Consider the following 16,940-nt stretch of genomic DNA (forward strand, 5'->3'; position numbering starts at 1 on the left):
GCGAGTATGTTTAAGCAATACCTGCAAGTAACGAAACCAGGCATTATTTTTGGCAACCTGATCTCCGTGATTGGCGGTTTCCTGCTGGCCTCCAAGGGCCACATCGACTATCCGCTTTTTATCTGGACGCTCCTCGGAGTATCCCTGGTGGTCGCCTCGGGTTGTGTTTTCAACAACTATATCGACCGTGATATCGATCGTAAGATGGAACGGACGAAAAACCGGGTGCTGGTCAAAGGGCTGATCTCGCCAGAAGCTTCGCTGGTATACGCCACCCTGCTGGGTATTGCTGGCTTCATGCTCCTGTGGTTTGGCGCGAATCCCCTGGCCTGCTGGCTGGGGGTGATGGGGTTCGTGGTTTATGTCGGCGTTTACAGCCTGTACATGAAGCGCCACTCCGTCTACGGCACGCTGATTGGTTCTCTCTCCGGCGCTGCGCCGCCGGTGATTGGCTACTGCGCGGTTACCGGTGATTTTGACAGCGGTGCCGCGATTCTGCTGGCGATTTTCAGCCTGTGGCAGATGCCTCACTCTTACGCTATCGCGATTTTCCGCTTCAAGGATTATCAGGCAGCGAACATTCCGGTACTGCCGGTAGTGAAAGGCATTTCGGTAGCGAAAAACCATATCACCGTTTACATCATCGCTTTCGCCGTTGCCACGCTGATGCTCTCCCTGGGCGGCTACGCTGGATATAAATATCTGGTTGTCGCTGCGGCGGTGAGCGTCTGGTGGCTCGGAATGGCGCTGCGCGGTTATAAAGTGGCGGATGATAAAGTCTGGGCGCGTAAGCTGTTCGTCTTTTCCATCGTAGCCATTACCGCGCTGTCGGTGATGATGTCCGTCGACTTTATGGTGCCGGATTCACACAACCTGCTGACCATGGTCAGATAGTGTCTCTCAATGGCGTATCGCACGATACGCCATTACTTATTTCCCCCTGTTAATCTCGCATCGCCGATGGTTGTAAATCATTCTCCCCACCCTATTATTCTGAGATTGTGCCCTCAACCCTCTCAACGCTTTCTCTGCCCCTGGCTAAATTCCGCTTCAGCGTCCTCGATCAAAGACGCCCCCCGTACATGCCTTTCTCCGCTTACTGCCGGAACGCGTTTAGCCATACTGATGCGATAATAGTCACGCAGTACTGCCAATTCGTTTCGACAAATAGCCGCATCAGATTCATCAGCAGCAATTCATTATCCTGCAGCCATCGTTTATTTAGATGAATTAAAATTGGTTTTAACGCTGGTACTGTCAATAAAATGAGCACTATATACCGGCTAATGATTCCGTTGTTTAACGAATCATCGCTAAGCACGGTTTTCCCACTGCGGTCGGCAATGGTATCTTTGAGATATGAATCCCGCCGCCGCGCTACCCCGTACGGCGCCGAGTGGTTTAGCTGCATATATACGGTAAATAAATTTATTGTGCGCAAAATAGTATAAGAGATATATCGCGAAATTTTTGTTTCGTCGAACGCTGACGTCATTCGGGTTAGCAAACCATAGACAGGCTCTCGTTCATTCAGCGGGCTGCGCTTCCTTCATTCCCGGTGGGCGAATGTGAAATCGAAAATTAACATATTAACGTGAGGTATGGTGCCAGGGTGATGTTCTCATGCCCTCCCCTCCTCCGCACGAACAGGCGGTCTTTTGCCATGAATATTTTTCTCTCCGGTTCATATAGCATCTCTATTGAACAATAGTAAAGTTTTCAATGAAAAAAAAGCTGTCCGTCTTATTTCCGCCTGCAACCACTTTCAGCGCGTTTTTCTTTATAAGGCCCTCATGCAATTTCACATTAAAGCCAGATGTGCCGAATAAAAAATTCATACTCATGGCTTACGCCGTTATCTCTGAAGAAAACTTCATTTTATTAAATTTGTATGAAATTGAATATTTCACATATTAATACTCTGGATTAACATAATTTAAGAGTGTTAGTATTTCTTCCGTGGGTAAGAGACCCACTAATAAAAATTAATCAAACTTAACAAGGAATACCAATGAAAGAATTAACTATTGGCGAAATGGAATCTATTTCTGGTGGTTTTAATGTGTTCGGCAGCATTGCTAACAGCATTTCCAGCATTATTAATAATACAGCAAGCCATCTGAGCGATTTTATTACCTCCGCAGGTGCTACCATCGCCAATGCCATCGTTAACGATACCATTGCGTTCGGTGATTACCTGAGCGGCACATCTACGTGGCAGGATTTCGTTGCCTCAAGCAACGAAAACTGGAGCAATTCTGTGCACGACCTGTCGGGCGAGTGGAACACTTTCACTAACAGCGTCACCGCCTAATATCGGTTCGTCATTCTCAGGGCAGGATTCTTCCTGCCCTTTTTTTTGCCTACCGTAAGCTCTCTCGGCACAAGGATGAGTGAATCGTCTGCGCCTTTGGTTTTAACCCACCAGCATCGCCTGAGCGCTATAGAGCAAATCCAGATGATCGCGGCATAGTGCCTCAATCGAGGTTCTTGACTGATGGCTGGTTAAACTCAGCGCTCCCCAGTAGAGCCCTTCCCGATCTGACAGCGGCACGGCCAGGACCAGCATGCCAATTTCAAACTCCTGCTCAATCGCGGCGTATCCCTGGCGACGAACCTGAGCGATCTTTTCCATTAACGCCGCCACGTCCGTCACCGTATAGGGCGTACGCTGCTCGCGGCGGATCCGCTGCAAAACGGTTTCACACTCGGTTTCCGCTAAGGAAGCCAGCCATAGTCGCCCTCCGGCGGTACAGTAAATCGGCACTCTCTCCCCCAGACGCACTGAAGTCGAGTTAAACGGCGTGTGTTTACTGCGGGCGATATACACCAGCTCGTCATCATCTATCACGCCGACCGAAGCGTGCTCTTCCGTCCGACTGGCGATGTACTCCACGATCGGTCGTACCATGCGTGGGAACTGCGCCGAATCGACATACGCCTGCCCCAACCTTAACGCTTTAGGCGTTAGCCAGTAATGACGTCCGTCGGTTTGCAGATAGCGCTCGTGCAGCAGGGTAAGGAAAAAGCGCCGCGCGGCGCTTTGCGTCAGGCCGCTCATTTTCGCCGCCTGCGGCACGGTGAGCCGGGGGAACTCTTTTGAAAATAGCTGGATCAGCGCCAGCCCTTTTTGCAGGCCGACGATCAGATCGCGGGTATGAATCTGGTTTTGCATACTTGTTCACACTTTCGCAACAATACAATCACTTTAGCGCGATTATCGCAGTGGTAGTGCGATTAACAACCAGTATGGCCGAATTCTGCGTTGTCGCTCTCAGCTTCCGCTGAAATACTTTCACAACATTCATTTAACAAAATGAGGTTTGAAATGGTCAGTGGATTCACTCAGGTCGTCGCCGTCATCGGCCACCCGATTACCCAGGTTAAGTCGCCGGAGAATTTCAACCGCTTCTTTGCTGACCAGCAGTTGGACAGCGTGATGATCCCGGTTGATATCGCCCCCGAAGCCGTTGCTGACTTTCTGCAGGCCCTGCGCGGCTGGCACAACATGAGCGGCGTCCTGGTCACCGTTCCGCACAAACAGCGGGCCGCCGCCCTGGTCGACGAGTTAACCCCGCGAGCTCAGCACCTCAATGCCATTAACGTCATCCGTAAGCTGGCCGATGGCCGTTTACAGGGCGATATGCTAGACGGCGTCGGTTTTCAGCTTGCCGCAGAGGCGCACGGCTTTAGCGCCGCCGGTAAAAAGGGGCTGCTCTCCGGCTGCGGCGGTGTGGGCAGCGCTATCGCGTGGGGGCTTTGCGAAGCGGGTATCCGCCAGCTGGCCCTTTATGATCAGAATCCCGCCACCCTTCAGCTGCTGCATAACCGGCTGGCCACCCATTTTCCGCACGTTCATCTCGTCGACCTGCCCGCTACGCTTGCCGGCCTGGATTTGCTGGTGAATGGTTCCCCGGCGGGAATGGCCGGTTTCGAGCCGTTGCCGCTGCCGCAGACGCTGCTGGAAACCCTTCCGCTATCCACGCATGTCGCCGACGTCGTGACCGCCCCGATCATCACCCCGCTCCTCGCCTTCGCCCGGGATCGCGGCTGCGCGATCCAGACCGGGCCGGAGATGGCGCTGGCGCAGATGAAACTGATGGGGCAATTCATCGGCGCCATCGCGCAGGAACAAGGAGCGGCGGCATGAAAAGCTGGGATGTCATCGTTATCGGCAGCGGCGCCGCAGGTTTTGCCGCGGCGGTGACCGCCAGCTGTAAGGGACTGTCGGTGCTGATGCTGGAAAAAGCCCCGCTGTTTGGCGGCACCTCCGCCATTTCCGGCGGCGCGGTGTGGATCCACGATAGCGATCAGGCGCGGAAAATGGCCGTGGGCGGCAGCCCGCAGGCCATCGAAACCTATCTGCGGACGATTATCGGTGAGCCTCATTATCGTCAGGATCTGGTGGATGCCTTTATCGCTTCAGGGCGCGAGGCGCTGGCGTTTCTTGAAAAAGAGGGCGCGGTGAAATATAGCCTGCGCCCGCTCTCTCCGGATTATTACCCGGATGAGCCCGGCGCCGTCGATGTCGGGCGGGCGCTCGAGGTGGTGGAGTTTGACGGACGGGAACTGGGTGCGCATTTTCGCGACCTCCGCTCTCCCCCACCGGGAATGCTGCTGTTTGGCGGGATGATGGTTAACCGGGTTGATATCCAGCACTTTCTCGATATGCGCCGCTCCCCGCGCTCGTTCGCGCACTGCGGCAGACTGTTGCTGCGCTTCGGTCGCGATCGCCTGCGGTACCCTCGCGGTACCCGCCTGGCGATGGGCAACGCGCTGATCGCCCGCATGGCGACGCTCGCCTTTCGCAAAGGTATGCAGCTCAGGCTCAACGTCAACGTGCTTTCGCTGAGCGAACGCAATGGCGAGGTGACCGGCGTAGAAATTGAGCACGAGGGACAAAAGCAGGCCCTTGAAGCCCGCTGCGGGGTGGTACTGGCGGCGGGTGGTTTTGCCGCAGGCAGGCTGGCTGAACGCTATCGCCCCCAGACCCGCGAGCACTACACCATGTCCCCCGCCGCCAACGACGGCGCCGCGCTGCGCCTTGCCGCCGCGGTCAATGCCCGGGAAGGGGCTGACCTGCCGTCTAACTTTTTCTGGGCGCCGGTCTCGGTTTTACAGCATCCCGACGGCACGCAAGAGCGCTTCCCTCATCTGGTCACCGATCGCGCCAAACCTGGAGTGATTGCCGTCAACCAGCGCGCGGTGCGCTTCGTGAACGAATCTAACTCTTATCACCACTTCGCCAGCGCCATGCAAAGCCGGGCAGAAAATGCGCCCTGCTTTCTGATTTGCGACGCCCTGGCCATGAAGCGCTACGGCCTCGGCCTGGCGCGCCCTGCCCCGGTCAATAATGACGCGCTGGTGAAAGCGGGCTATCTGCATAAGGCCGATACGCTGCCTGAACTGGCGCAGCGGCTCGGCCTGGATCCGCAGACGCTCGCTGACACGGTGGCTCGCTACAACCGCGACGCCGCTCAGGGCCTCGACCCGGCGTTCACCAAAGGCGGCAACAGCTATAACCGCGCGATGGGCGACCCCGGCCACCGGCCAAACGCCTGTAACGCTCCGCTGACCCGCGCGCCGTTTTATGCCGTCACCCTCTATACCGGCGATCTCGGTACCTCGCGCGGCCTGGTCACTACCGCCGATGCTCAGGTCATTAACCAGCACGGTGAACCGATTAAAGGCCTCTATGCCGTGGGTAATGATATGGATTCGATGATGGCCGGAACCTACCCCGGCCCAGGTATTACGCTCGGCCCGGCGCTCACCTTCGGCTATCTCTCAGCCAGCCATATGGCGCAACAACACGCACTATAAACAGGAGAAAATCATGATCTATGAAAAACGCACCTACACCATCAATCCGCTGAAAATGGCCGACTGGCTGGCGCTGTACAAAAGCGATGCTTACGCCGTGCAAACCGAGCACCTCGGTAAGCTCATCGGCTTCTTTTTTACCGAAATTGGCGTGGTCAATCAGGTGGTGCATATCTGGGCCTATGAAAGTCTGGACGATCGCCTGGCGCGTCGGACGCGCATGGCGCAGGACGAACGCTGGCTGACGTTCTCGCGCAAAAACCGCGAGCTGGCCGCCGTCGAGCGTCTGGAGTCGGTGCTTCTGCGCCCCACTGATTTTTCACCACTGCAATAAGGAGAGGGTCATGAGCGGGCAGATGAACGTGGATGTTCTGGTCGTCGGCTCCGGCGCGGCGGGGCTCTCTGCCGCCGTCACCGCCGCGCTCGGCGGCGCCAGCGTACTGGTTGCGGAGAAAGAGTCGGTCATTGGCGGCACCAGCGCCTGGTCCGGCGGCTGGCTGTGGATCCCGCGTAACCCGCTGGCTCGTGAAGAAGGGATTGAAGAAGAACCGGGCGCGCCGCTCGCTTATTTACGCCATGAAATGGACGGTGAGCCTGCCGATGCGCGTCTGCTTGCCTTCTTACAGTACGGACCGGAGATGATCGACTTTTTCCGCCGCCGTACCGCCGTGCAGTTTCTTTCCGGCAGCAAAATGCCCGATTTTCACGCTTCACCGGGCGCTGCGCTGGGCGGCCGCTCGGTCACGGCGCAGCCTTTTGACGGACGGCTGCTGGGCGACTGGCTGCATCGCCTGCGGCCTCCGTTGGAGACCATCAGCCTTGCGGGTATGGGCATTGCCGGCGGCACGGACATGGCGCACTTTTTCAACGCGACCCGCTCACCGGGCTCGGCGCTGTATGCGACCCGCCGCCTGCTGCGTCACGGCTGGCAGCGGCTACGCGCCGGTCGCGGACAGCATCTGGTTAACGGCAACGCGCTGGTCGCCCGCCTGCTGCGTTCGGCGCTGGATGCGGGGGTTAATTTTCAGCTTAACGCGCCGGTAGAACGTCTGCTTGCCGACAACAACGGCGTTGCAGGCGCGATATTACGCAGCGACGGCGGCGCGCTGAAGGTTCGCGCCGGCGCGGTGCTCCTCGCCTGCGGAGGCTTTCCTCACGATAGGCAGCGTCTGGCCGAAAATGTGCCGCACGCCGCCAGCGGCTACGGCCACTTCTCCGCCGCGCCCCCGGGCAATCAGGGGGATGGCATTCGGCTCGGCGAAGCGGTCGGCGGCCAGTTTGATACCTCACTCAGGCACGCCATGGCCTGGGCGCCGGTGTCGCGCGTTACCCTCGCCAGCGGACTGCAGTTGCCGTTCCCGCATCTGGTTGAGCGCGCTAAGCCCGGCTTTATTGCCGTGTTGCCTAACGGTAAACGCTTCACCAATGAAGCCGACTCTTATCATGATTTTATTGCCGCGCTGCTGGACGCGACGCCGTCGGGCGAAACGCCGCAGGCGTGGCTAATTGCCGACGGCCGTGCGCTGCGGCGCTACGGATTGGGCCATGCTCGCCCCTTCCCGTTTACCCCCGAGGCCTGGCGACGGACCGGCTATCTGTACGTCGGTGAGACGCCGGAAGCGCTGGCGAAAACATGCGCCATCAATCCGCAGCAGCTAACGGAAACGATCGCCCGGTTTAACGGCTTTGTAGACCAGGGAGAGGATAAGGATTTTCAGCGCGGCGCCTCGGCCTATAACCGCGCGCAGGGTGACGCCAGCCGCTCGCCCCACCCCACGCTCGGGAAACTCAGCCATGGGCCTTTTTATGCGGTACGTATATTGCCCGGCTCGCTGGGTTCCTTCAGTGGACTAATCACCGATGAAAATGCCCGTGTTCTCAACGCGCAGCGGCAGCCGATCCAGGGGCTTTTCGCCATCGGCAACGATATGTCGAGCGTGATGCGGGGATTCTATCCCAGCGGCGGTATCACGCTGGGTCCGGCCATGACTTTTGGCTATCTGGTCGGAAAAAACCTGGCAGAAAATCTCAATAAAACAACGCAGTAAAAGCATTCCACCAGGGACGGCAATACGCATAACAACAATCACCTGCAACTGTACTGGAGTCCTTTATGAACATGCGAACCCTCTCACTCGCCGCGCTTACCCTCCTCGACGTTCCGCCGCCGGAACAGGTACGCATTGCGGCCCAGACCGGATTCACCCACGTTGGTCTGCGCCTGCTTCCCGCAACCCCGTCAGATCCGGATTACGACATGCTCGGCGACACCGCCGCCGTACGCGATACCCTGGCGGCGCTGATGGAAACCGGCGTTCGCGTTTCGGACGTTGAGATCGTCCGCCTGACGCCCGATTTTTCAGTGGACGCTCGTTTGCAGCTTTTTCTTACTACCGCCGCGCGCCTTGGCGCAAAGCAGGTTTTAGTGGCAGGAAACGATGATAACCGCGCGCGCAGCGCGGGAAATCTCGCCCGGCTTGCCGAAGCCGGCCAGGAGCATGGATTAACCATGAACCTGGAGCCCATGCCCTGGACCCACCTGCGCACCATTGCCGAAGCCCGGGCGCTCATCACCGCCAGCGGCCGCAGCGATATCGGTATTTTGATTGACGCTATTCACTTCTGGCGGGCCGGCGAATCCCTGTCCACGATCGCGGCGCTACCGCAAAATTGCCTCAACTATATGCAGCTTTGCGATGCCTCACCGCAACCCCCCGCTGACGAGCAGGAGCTGATTTACCAGGCCCGCGCCGCGCGCCAGGTCCCCGGCGAAGGCGGACTCGACCTGCACGGTCTGATGGCGGCGCTTCCGGCCACGCTGCCGGTATCCATCGAGGTCCCGCTAAGCGGCGATCGGGGTGCGCTGCCGCCGCTCGCTCGCGCTCAGCTGCTGTTTAACGCCGCGCAGTCCTACCTGCGCCCTTGCGCATAAGGAGAGTCCCATGACACAGACTCAACGCCTGGACGTCAGGGAGTTAATCAACGCCAATCCGCTAAGCCGCTTTCAGAAGCTGGTGGTGTTTTTAGGCTTCTGCGTTATCGCGCTGGACGGCTTTGATATCGCCATCATGGGATTTATCGCCCCGACGCTGAAGCAGGAATGGGGAGTAAGCAATCACCAACTCGGTTTTGTCATCAGCGCCGCGCTGATAGGCCTGGCGCTGGGGGCCATTTTCTCCGGGCCGCTCGCCGACTGGCTGGGACGGAAAAAAATTATCATTAATAGCGTCTTCTTCTTCGGCTTCTGGACCATCGCCACCGCCCTTTCACAAAATATTGAGCAGATGATGGTTTTCCGCTTCCTGACCGGGCTGGGATTAGGCGCCGCCATGCCGAATATCGGCACCCTGGTGTCAGAGTATGCGCCGGAGCGCCAGCGCTCGTTCCTGATTACGATTATTTTTTGCGGCTTCACCTTTGGCGCGGCGGCGGGCGGTTTCTCCGCATCCTGGCTAATCCCGCAGTTTGGCTGGCACTCGCTGATGCTGCTTGGCGGGATCCTCCCGCTGCTGTTCGCTCCGGTCCTGATCTGGCTGTTACCGGAATCGGTGCGTTTTCTGGTCGTTAAGCGCGCGCCTGCCGAACGTATTCGGCGGATTATGCAACGCCTCTATCCGGGACAAATCCCCGATGAGGCCGAGTTCAGCCTCCCGGCCCAGCCCGTCCAGGCAAATGCCATGCGCATCGTTCTCTCCCGCCAGTATCGCTTCGGTTCGATGATGCTCTGGCTGGTTTACTTTATGGGGCTTTTTTTGGTTTACCTCCTCGGCAGCTGGCTACCGACGCTGGTAAAAGAGGTGGGCTTAACGGTCGGCCAGGCGGCGGTAATGACCGCAATGTACCAGGCTGGGGGAACCCTTGGCTCGCTGTTTGCGGGCTGGCTAATGGACCGGATCAACCCACATCGGGCGCTCGGGCTGATTTACGCGGTTGGCGGCCTGTTTACGATGGCGATGGGCTATGCCGCGGCAAGCTTTGCGCTCATCTGCCTGCTGGCGTTTATCAGCGGAGCCTGCTTAAACGGCGCCAATACCGGCATGAACGCGCTCTCCGCCCGCTACTATCCTACCGAAGCACGGGCTACCGGCTCCAGCTGGATGCACGGCGTTGGCCGCATGGGCGCGATCCTGAGCGCCTTTGCCGGGGCGGAGATGCTGGCGCTGAATATCAGCTTCGAAAGCGTTTTCCTGATCCTTGGCATTCCCGCCGCGATAACCGTCGCCGGGCTGGCGGCCAAAGGTATTTTCGCGGCTGGCCCGACGACAAGAGCCACCGCGTCAACCGCGCCCGTCAGAAGTACCTTTTAAACGTTGACGCTAAGGCAGGCGTGTTTCAAAAACACGCCTGCCAAAAAAGAAAAATTAATTTCATTTAAATGAGCAATGAAAAATAAAAATGCCATGCAGTATCGATTCACTTCACAAAATCACAGCGCAAAATCATTAAATCCATACAATAAACAAATCAAATATCGTTCAGAAAAACACTTAATAACCTTATCAATCAGAATGGCTTGATAGCTGTAGCCAAAAAATTTACGGCTCAATTTTTACGGTTTTTCGATCCGCCTCGCATATACAGAAATTAAATTCCAAACAAACATTGAAATGAAATAAATATTTCCTTATGTTCTGGCTGATATTCAGGATAAGGTCGTGCCGGTGGAACTGGCGCAGAGGTCCTGACTTGTCCTTCCAGACAAAGGAATTGACCATGAGTGAACAGCAGATTCTTCTCTCTCCCGCGGCAGCACGCGGCGATAAGCTAAGCTGGGCTACCCGAATCGCTTACGGCGGCGGCGATACCGCCTGTAACGTCGTTTTCGGCATGATCGGCACGGTTTTAACCCTGTTTTATACCGACTATGTCGGCATCAGCATCGCCACCGTTGGCCTGGTGATGCTGATCTCACGTCTGTTTGACGGCGTTTCCGATGTCATCATGGGCCTGATGGTGGAACGCACGAACTCTCGCTGGGGTAAATCACGCCCCTGGCTGCTGTGGATGAGCGTACCCTACGCCGTATCGGCAATTTTACTGTTCACCGTCCCGCAGACCACCGGCACGCTGCAGTTTCTCTATCTGCTGGTCGCCTATAACTTCTGCACCACCGTGTGCTATACCGCCATCAACCTCCCCTACGGCAGCCTCTCTGCGATGATGACCCGCGCCTCATGGGAAAGGGATATGCTTAGCATCACCCGAATGTCGATGTCGCCTTTTGGTCGTATTCTCGCCGTTGCCTGCACTTTGCCGCTGGTGAAGTACTTTGGCGACGATCAGGCCGCGTGGATCAAAACCATGTCTATTTGGGCTTTTCTGGCGCTGCTGTTGCTGCTGTTTTGCTTTTATAAATGCGAAGAGAAGGTGGTCATCAAAGCGCGAGAAAAACAGGGAAACGTACCGGTAAAAACCCAGCTTTCCGCGCTTTTTCGTAACCAGTACTTCTGGGCCAGCGCCATCCTGTGGACCGCGCAAAGCGTGTACTACACCGTGGTAGGGATCGCGCTGCCTTACTACTGCCGCTACGTGCTCGGCGACGATACCTTCTATAGCTCCATTTTCGTTGCCGAAACCGCCTGCATTATTATTTTCACCTTCCTGAGCTCCGTGCCCATCCGCAAATACGGTAAACGCAACGTTGCCCTCTGCGGCATCGTGCTGGCGACCATCGGCCAGGTGCTGTTTATGTTTAACTCTGATGATTACCACTGGGCGCTGGCAAACGCGATTATTCGCGGTATTGGCTTCGCCCCGCTGAACGCCGTGCTGTTCGGATTCTGCGGCGATGCCGTCGAATTCGGCCAGTGGAAAACGCGCGTCAGACAGGAAGGGATGATCTTCTCCGCCGGTTCCGTTGGGACGAAACTCGGCGCAGGTATTGCCGCCGCGGTTATCTCCGGCCTGCTGAGCATGGCGGGTTACGTCAGCTCCAGCAGCGGCTCCGGCGTTCAGCCGCAAAGCGCTATCGACATGATTAACCACGTTTATCTCTACGGCTCTTTCTTCCTGTGGATCGTGGTCATTATCACCCTGCTGTTTTATCGCCTGGATAAGCAATACCCGCAGATCATGCATGACCTGAAAGAACGCGAAGCCCGTGGCGAGATGTAAAACCTTAGAACCAGGCCCGCGCTCGGCGAGCGCGGGTACACAGAAGAACATCTGAAATCCGTAGGATCTCTATCATTGAGGAGTGCACCATCATGTTAAACGGCATGAAACCCTTATCCCGCTCCCTGCGCTGGGGCATGGTCGGCGGCGGCGGCACCAGCCAGATTGGCTACAGCCACCGCTGTGCGGCGCTTCGCGACAACGTCTTTACTCTGCTCGCCGGCGCGCTTGATATCGATGCCGAGCGCGGTCGTCAATTCGGCGAGCAGCTCGGCATCGCTCCTGAACGCTGCTACGCCGATTACCAAACGCTGTTCGCGGAGGAGGCCAAACGCCCTGACGGCATTGAAGCCGTATCGGTCACTACGCCGAACAATACTCACTTCGCTATCACTAAAGCGGCGCTTGAAGCCGGGCTGCACGTTATTTGCGAAAAACCGCTGTGCTTTACCGCCGACGAAGCGCGCGAGCTGCTGGCGCTAAGCAAAAAGCAGAATAAAATTATCGGCGTCACGTACGGCTATGCCGGGCACCAGATGATCCAGCAGGCGCGACAGATGATAGCGGAAGGGATGCTCGGCGAGATCCGCATTATTAATATGCAGTTCGCCCACGGTTTTCATAATGAAGCCGTTGAGCTACAGGCTGAATCCACCCGCTGGCGGGTAACGCCCAAATATGCCGGCCCTAGCTATGTGCTGGGGGATCTGGCGACCCATCCGCTATTTATTGCCGAGACGATGGTGCCGAACCTGAACATCACCCGCCTGATGTGCGCGCGTCAAAGCTTCGTCAAATCTCGCGCGCCGCTGGAAGATAACGCCTTTGTGCTGATGGAATATAACAACGGCGCCGTTGGCTCACTGTGGACCAGCGCGGTCAACAGCGGCGCGATGCACTCGCAAAAAGTCCGCGTCATTGGCGAAAAAGCCAGCATCGAATGGTGGGATGAGCGTCCAAATCAGCTCAGCTATGAGGTACAGGGCGAACCGGCCCGCGTCCTCGAGCGCGGGATGCCCTATCTCAGCCAGCAGGCGCTGGCGGACGACCGCATTGGCGGCGGTCACCCTGAAGGGCTGTTCGAGGCGTGGGCCAACCTCTATCGCCGCTACGCTATCGCCATCGACGCGATAGATCGCGGGGACCAGGCGTTCCTGGAGACCTTCTGGTATCCGGACGTCGAAGCCGGTCTTCACGGCGTTTACTGGGTTGAGCAGTGCGTCAAATCCGCCGACGCAGGCGGCCAGTGGGTTGACTTTAACTGCCAATAACCGCTGAACACCAGTGGAGGCCCCTCCACTGGTTTTTTCTTTCTACCGTACTCACCTCATCATGCAACACAGTCGTAATATCTGTTAAACAAACATTTATTTACGCTTCTGTTTCCCCCCACTACACTATGCGCAGTTTTTATATTGAGGTGGTAATGAACGATAATAAAATGACGCCAGGCGAACTGCGTGCGACCTGGGGTTTGGGGACCGTATTCTCTTTGCGCATGCTCGGCATGTTTATGGTCCTGCCGGTTCTGACCACTTACGGCATGGCGTTACAGGGCGCAAGCGAAGCCCTTATCGGACTGGCAATTGGTATTTACGGGCTGGCCCAGGCGCTATTCCAGATACCTTTCGGGCTGCTTTCTGACCGCATTGGCCGTAAGCCGCTGATCGTCGGCGGCCTGTTAATCTTCGTTGTCGGCAGCGTTATCGCCGCGCTTTCTGACTCTATCTGGGGCATTATTCTTGGCCGCGCGCTGCAGGGCTCCGGGGCGATTGCCGCCGCGGTCATGGCGCTGCTTTCCGATTTAACCCGCGAGCAAAACCGCACTAAAGCCATGGCGTTTATCGGCGTCAGCTTTGGCGTCACCTTTGCTATCGCCATGGTTCTCGGGCCTGTCGTTACCCACCAGCTCGGCCTGCACGCCCTGTTCTGGATGATTGCTGTTCTGGCGACGCTCGGCATCCTGCTGACGCTATGGGTGGTGCCGAACAGCCAGAATCACGTGCTGAACCGCGAGTCCGGTATGGTGAAAGGCTGCTTCAGCAAAGTTCTTGCTGAGCCAAAACTCCTGAAGCTCAATTTCGGCATTATGTGCCTGCATATCATGCTGATGTCCACGTTTGTCGCTCTGCCGGGCCAGCTTGAGGCCGCCGGTTTCCCCGCCGCCGAGCACTGGAAAATCTATCTGGTCACCATGCTGGTCTCATTTGTCGCGGTGGTGCCGTTTATTATCTACGCCGAAGTGAAGCGCAAAATGAAGCGCGTCTTTCTGCTGTGCGTCGCCATCCTGCTGATTGCTGAAATCGTACTCTGGGGTGCCGGAGGCTATTTCTGGGAGCTGGTCGCCGGCGTTCAGCTATTTTTCCTCGCGTTTAACCTGCTGGAAGCGCTGCTGCCGTCGTTAATCAGTAAAGAATCACCGGCCGGATATAAAGGCACCGCGATGGGCATTTACTCCACCAGCCAGTTCCTTGGCGTGGCCATCGGCGGAGCGCTCGGCGGCTGGGTGGATGGCTTTTTTGATTCGCAAACCGTCTTCCTGCTCGGCGCCCTGCTGGCGATGCTGTGGCTGCTGGTGGCCAGCACCATGAGCGAGCCGCCGTACGTTAGCAGCCTGCGGGTCGAGATCCCGGAGGATATCGCCGCGGACAAAATGCTCGAGGCGCGCTTACGGGCTAAAGAGGGCGTCAAAGAGGTGCTGGTGATTAGCGAAGAGCGTTCGGTGTATATCAAAATCGACAGCAAGATCACCAACCGCTTTGAAATTGAGCAGGCAATCAAAGGGATATAAAAGCGAGCACCTTTGTTCAGGCAGGCAAAAACGATTCTGAGCGGTGCTTTGTGTCCTGCCGGGCGGCGGCTAACGCCGTGCCCGGCCGACAGACGGGACTCTTTTAATCGCGGAAGTTTTTGAACTGGAACGGCTGGCCCAAATCACCGCCGCGCACCAGCGCCATAACCGCCTGCAGGTCGTCACGAGATTTACCGGTAACGCGAATCTCTTCGCCCTGGATCTGCGCCTGTACTTTCAGCTTGCTGTCTTTAATCAGCTTGACGATTTTTTTCTGCGTCGCGCTCTCAATGCCCTGCTTCAGCTTCGCATCGACAAACCAGGTTTTACCGCTGTGCACGAACTCGTCCGGCACTTCGATAGAACTGCCCTCAATTCCGCGTTTCAGCAGCTTGGCGCGCAGAATATCCAACAGCTGGTTAATCTGGAAATCAGACTCGCTGAGGACCTTGATGGTCTCGTTTTTTTCGTTCAGCTCAAAGCTCGCTTCGACGTTACGGAAATCAAAACGCGATTCAACTTCGCGGGTCGCGTTCTCTACGGCGTTTCGAACTTCCTGAAGATCGACTTCAGAGACAATATCGAAAGATGGCATCTTTTCCTCTCCTTCAGTTTCTTTTGCGTTGCATAATACCCGCAACGCGACATAACTCAACTTGTTATCCCGAAAGGATAACTGATAACGCTATACTTTAGCCATGAGCACCTGATGCAGCACTCACAGGTGAGGAGGAATAATGAAAGTAACCGTACTCGGATGCGGTGCACTGGGACAGTTATGGCTAACTGCGCTGTACAAACACGGACATGAAGTCCAGGGCTGGTTACGCGTCCCACAGCCATTCTGTAGCGTCAATGTGATTGAAACCGACGGCAGCGTGTTTAATGAATCGTTTACCGCTAACGATCCTGATTTTCTCGCCAGCAGCGACCTGCTGCTGGTCACCCTCAAAGCCTGGCAGGTCTCTAACGCGGTAAAAAACCTGAGCGCCATCCTGCCGTCGTCAGTACCTGTTCTGCTCATGCACAACGGTATGGGTACCGTTGACGAGCTTAAGAGCCTCAAACAGCCGCTGCTTCTGGCTTCGACAACGCAGGCGGCCCGCCGCGACGGCAACGTAATCGTCCACGTCGCCAACGGCACCAGCCATATTGGCCCAGCGAAAGCCTACCCTGAGGATTATAGCTATCTCGCTGATGTACTGCAGAGCGTGCTGCCCGACGTCGCCTGGCATAACAATATCTACCCCGCGACCTGGAGCAAGCTGGCGGTAAACTGTGTGATTAACCCGCTGACGGCGTTAAAAAACTGTCAGAACGGCGATTTACGCGAATACCCGCAAGAGGTCGCCGCGATTTGTTATGAAGTTGCGGCGGTGATGGATCGCGAGGGGATGCATACCTCGCCGGAAAACCTGTTATTCTATGTACATCAGGTTATTGAAAGTACGGCAGAAAATACCTCCTCCATGCTGCAGGATATTCTCGCCCAGCGCCATACGGAAATCGACTATATCACCGGTTATCTGTTAAAACGCGCCCGAGCCCACGGTATCGCCGTACCTGAGAATACCCGCCTGTTTGAACTGGTAAAGCGTAAGGAGAATGAATATGAGCGCGTCGGCACTGATTTGCCTCGCCCCTGGTAGCGAAGAGACCGAAGCGGTCACCACCATTGATTTACTCGTTCGCGGCGGCGTAAAGGTCACGACCGCCAGCGTTGCCAGCGATGGCAGCCTGACCATTGTCTGCTCGCGCGGCGTTAAGCTGCTGGCCGATGCGCCGCTGGTCGAAGTGGCCGATGGCGACTTCGATATCCTTGTTCTGCCCGGCGGCATTAAGGGTGCGGAGTGCTTTCGCGACAGCCCGCTGCTGGTTGAAACAGTACGTCAATTCCATCTTTCCGGGCGCATCGTTGCGGCGATTTGCGCCGCGGCGCCGACCGTGCTGGTGCCGCACAACCTTTTCCCCATCGGCAATATGACCGGCTTTCCGGCGCTGAAAGAACGTATCCCCGCCGAGCAGTGGCAGGATAAGCGCGTCGTCTGGGACGCTCGCGTTAAGCTGCTCACCAGCCAGGGGCCGGGAACCTCAATTGATTTCGCCTTGAAGATGATCGACCTGCTGGCTGGACGCGAAAAAGCGCACGAAGTCGCTTCACAGCTGGTGATGGCGGCAGGAATTTATAACTACTACGAATAAATGCAAAACG

15 protein-coding genes are annotated in these 16,940 nt (G+C 56.7%); 13 read left to right on the forward strand and 2 right to left on the reverse strand.

Annotated elements, in window-relative coordinates; all coding sequences use genetic code 11:
* The first annotated feature begins 6 nt into the window (after nt 1-6).
* Together cyoE and ABLV30_RS16990 are read left to right on the forward strand one after the other, a co-directional pair.
* On the forward strand, nt 7-894 hold the full coding sequence (cyoE, locus tag ABLV30_RS16985) for a heme o synthase (protein WP_004129778.1): 888 nt from the start codon (nt 7-9) through the stop codon (nt 892-894).
* Nucleotides 895-2,011: 1,117 nt separating this feature from the next.
* Nucleotides 2,012-2,314 carry a hypothetical protein gene (locus tag ABLV30_RS16990; protein ID WP_025107169.1) on the forward strand — a complete coding sequence of 101 codons (303 nt, stop codon included), beginning with the start codon at nt 2,012-2,014 and terminating at the stop codon, nt 2,312-2,314.
* A 102-nt stretch (nt 2,315-2,416) separates the two neighbouring features.
* Here the strand turns inward: ABLV30_RS16990 and ABLV30_RS16995 are convergent, their stop codons facing one another.
* Nucleotides 2,417-3,175, reverse strand: coding sequence for an IclR family transcriptional regulator C-terminal domain-containing protein (locus ABLV30_RS16995; protein ID WP_032748248.1), 759 nt, complete (start codon nt 3,173-3,175; stop codon nt 2,417-2,419).
* Between the two features lie 153 nt (nt 3,176-3,328).
* On the opposite strand from ABLV30_RS16995, the gene ABLV30_RS17000 reads away from it, so the two are divergent.
* The 9 genes from ABLV30_RS17000 to ABLV30_RS17040 all read left to right on the forward strand — a co-directional run bounded on the left by ABLV30_RS17000 (nt 3,329) and on the right by ABLV30_RS17040 (nt 14,728).
* A complete protein-coding gene (locus ABLV30_RS17000; protein ID WP_032748247.1) occupies nt 3,329-4,150 on the forward strand; it encodes a hypothetical protein in 822 nt (273 codons plus the stop codon).
* Nucleotides 4,147-5,823 (forward strand): FAD-dependent oxidoreductase, encoded by a 1,677-nt coding sequence (locus ABLV30_RS17005; RefSeq protein ID WP_057173901.1) that lies wholly within the window; start codon nt 4,147-4,149, stop codon nt 5,821-5,823. The genes ABLV30_RS17000 and ABLV30_RS17005 overlap by 4 nt, the downstream gene beginning before the upstream one ends.
* Before the next feature lie 13 nt (nt 5,824-5,836).
* On the forward strand, nt 5,837-6,157 hold the full coding sequence (locus ABLV30_RS17010; protein ID WP_064374538.1) for an NIPSNAP family protein: 321 nt from the start codon (nt 5,837-5,839) through the stop codon (nt 6,155-6,157).
* A 10-nt stretch (nt 6,158-6,167) separates the two neighbouring features.
* A complete protein-coding gene (locus ABLV30_RS17015) occupies nt 6,168-7,871 on the forward strand; it encodes an FAD-dependent oxidoreductase (protein WP_025107173.1) in 1,704 nt (567 codons plus the stop codon).
* 65 nt (nt 7,872-7,936) lie between these two features.
* Nucleotides 7,937-8,755 carry a TIM barrel protein gene (locus tag ABLV30_RS17020; RefSeq protein WP_025107174.1) on the forward strand — a complete coding sequence of 273 codons (819 nt, stop codon included), beginning with the start codon at nt 7,937-7,939 and terminating at the stop codon, nt 8,753-8,755.
* A gap of 10 nt (nt 8,756-8,765) precedes the next feature.
* Nucleotides 8,766-10,130 carry an aromatic acid/H+ symport family MFS transporter gene (locus ABLV30_RS17025; RefSeq protein WP_009653612.1) on the forward strand — a complete coding sequence of 455 codons (1,365 nt, stop codon included), beginning with the start codon at nt 8,766-8,768 and terminating at the stop codon, nt 10,128-10,130.
* A 406-nt stretch (nt 10,131-10,536) separates the two neighbouring features.
* Nucleotides 10,537-11,937, forward strand: coding sequence for an MFS transporter (locus tag ABLV30_RS17030; protein WP_004129763.1), 1,401 nt, complete (start codon nt 10,537-10,539; stop codon nt 11,935-11,937).
* Between the two features lie 92 nt (nt 11,938-12,029).
* On the forward strand, nt 12,030-13,208 hold the full coding sequence (locus ABLV30_RS17035; RefSeq protein WP_122117570.1) for a Gfo/Idh/MocA family oxidoreductase: 1,179 nt from the start codon (nt 12,030-12,032) through the stop codon (nt 13,206-13,208).
* A gap of 155 nt (nt 13,209-13,363) precedes the next feature.
* Entirely contained in the window at nt 13,364-14,728 is a 1,365-nt protein-coding gene (locus tag ABLV30_RS17040; protein WP_004848226.1) for an MFS transporter, read from the forward strand.
* A gap of 103 nt (nt 14,729-14,831) precedes the next feature.
* Here the strand turns inward: ABLV30_RS17040 and ABLV30_RS17045 are convergent, their stop codons facing one another.
* Nucleotides 14,832-15,323, reverse strand: coding sequence for a YajQ family cyclic di-GMP-binding protein (locus tag ABLV30_RS17045; RefSeq protein WP_004129715.1), 492 nt, complete (start codon nt 15,321-15,323; stop codon nt 14,832-14,834).
* A gap of 142 nt (nt 15,324-15,465) precedes the next feature.
* Here ABLV30_RS17045 and panE point away from each other — a divergent pair, with 142 nt between their 5' ends.
* Together panE and yajL are read left to right on the forward strand one after the other, a co-directional pair.
* A complete protein-coding gene (panE, locus tag ABLV30_RS17050) occupies nt 15,466-16,377 on the forward strand; it encodes a 2-dehydropantoate 2-reductase (protein WP_004848223.1) in 912 nt (303 codons plus the stop codon).
* Entirely contained in the window at nt 16,340-16,930 is a 591-nt protein-coding gene (yajL, locus tag ABLV30_RS17055; RefSeq protein WP_154970914.1) for a protein deglycase YajL, read from the forward strand. The genes panE and yajL overlap by 38 nt, the downstream gene beginning before the upstream one ends.
* The last annotated feature ends 10 nt before the right edge of the window (nt 16,931-16,940 follow it).

The organism is Klebsiella sp. CN_Kp113, assembly GCF_040064585.1.
Classification (GTDB): Bacteria; Pseudomonadota; Gammaproteobacteria; order Enterobacterales; family Enterobacteriaceae; genus Klebsiella; species Klebsiella michiganensis.

Bases quoted from the DNA above. Each gene is read 5' to 3' on its own strand.
- cyoE (WP_004129778.1), top strand. From the start codon at position 7: ATGTTTAAGCAATACCTGCAAGTAACGAAACCAGGCATTATTTTTGGC.
- ABLV30_RS16990 (WP_025107169.1), top strand. From the start codon at position 2,012: ATGAAAGAATTAACTATTGGCGAAATGGAATCTATTTCTGGTGGTTTT.
- ABLV30_RS16995 (WP_032748248.1), bottom strand. From the start codon at position 3,175: ATGCAAAACCAGATTCATACCCGCGATCTGATCGTCGGCCTGCAAAAA.
- ABLV30_RS17000 (WP_032748247.1), top strand. From the start codon at position 3,329: ATGGTCAGTGGATTCACTCAGGTCGTCGCCGTCATCGGCCACCCGATT.
- ABLV30_RS17005 (WP_057173901.1), top strand. From the start codon at position 4,147: ATGAAAAGCTGGGATGTCATCGTTATCGGCAGCGGCGCCGCAGGTTTT.
- ABLV30_RS17010 (WP_064374538.1), top strand. From the start codon at position 5,837: ATGATCTATGAAAAACGCACCTACACCATCAATCCGCTGAAAATGGCC.
- ABLV30_RS17015 (WP_025107173.1), top strand. From the start codon at position 6,168: ATGAGCGGGCAGATGAACGTGGATGTTCTGGTCGTCGGCTCCGGCGCG.
- ABLV30_RS17020 (WP_025107174.1), top strand. From the start codon at position 7,937: ATGAACATGCGAACCCTCTCACTCGCCGCGCTTACCCTCCTCGACGTT.
- ABLV30_RS17025 (WP_009653612.1), top strand. From the start codon at position 8,766: ATGACACAGACTCAACGCCTGGACGTCAGGGAGTTAATCAACGCCAAT.
- ABLV30_RS17030 (WP_004129763.1), top strand. From the start codon at position 10,537: ATGAGTGAACAGCAGATTCTTCTCTCTCCCGCGGCAGCACGCGGCGAT.
- ABLV30_RS17035 (WP_122117570.1), top strand. From the start codon at position 12,030: ATGTTAAACGGCATGAAACCCTTATCCCGCTCCCTGCGCTGGGGCATG.
- ABLV30_RS17040 (WP_004848226.1), top strand. From the start codon at position 13,364: ATGAACGATAATAAAATGACGCCAGGCGAACTGCGTGCGACCTGGGGT.
- ABLV30_RS17045 (WP_004129715.1), bottom strand. From the start codon at position 15,323: ATGCCATCTTTCGATATTGTCTCTGAAGTCGATCTTCAGGAAGTTCGA.
- panE (WP_004848223.1), top strand. From the start codon at position 15,466: ATGAAAGTAACCGTACTCGGATGCGGTGCACTGGGACAGTTATGGCTA.
- yajL (WP_154970914.1), top strand. From the start codon at position 16,340: ATGAGCGCGTCGGCACTGATTTGCCTCGCCCCTGGTAGCGAAGAGACC.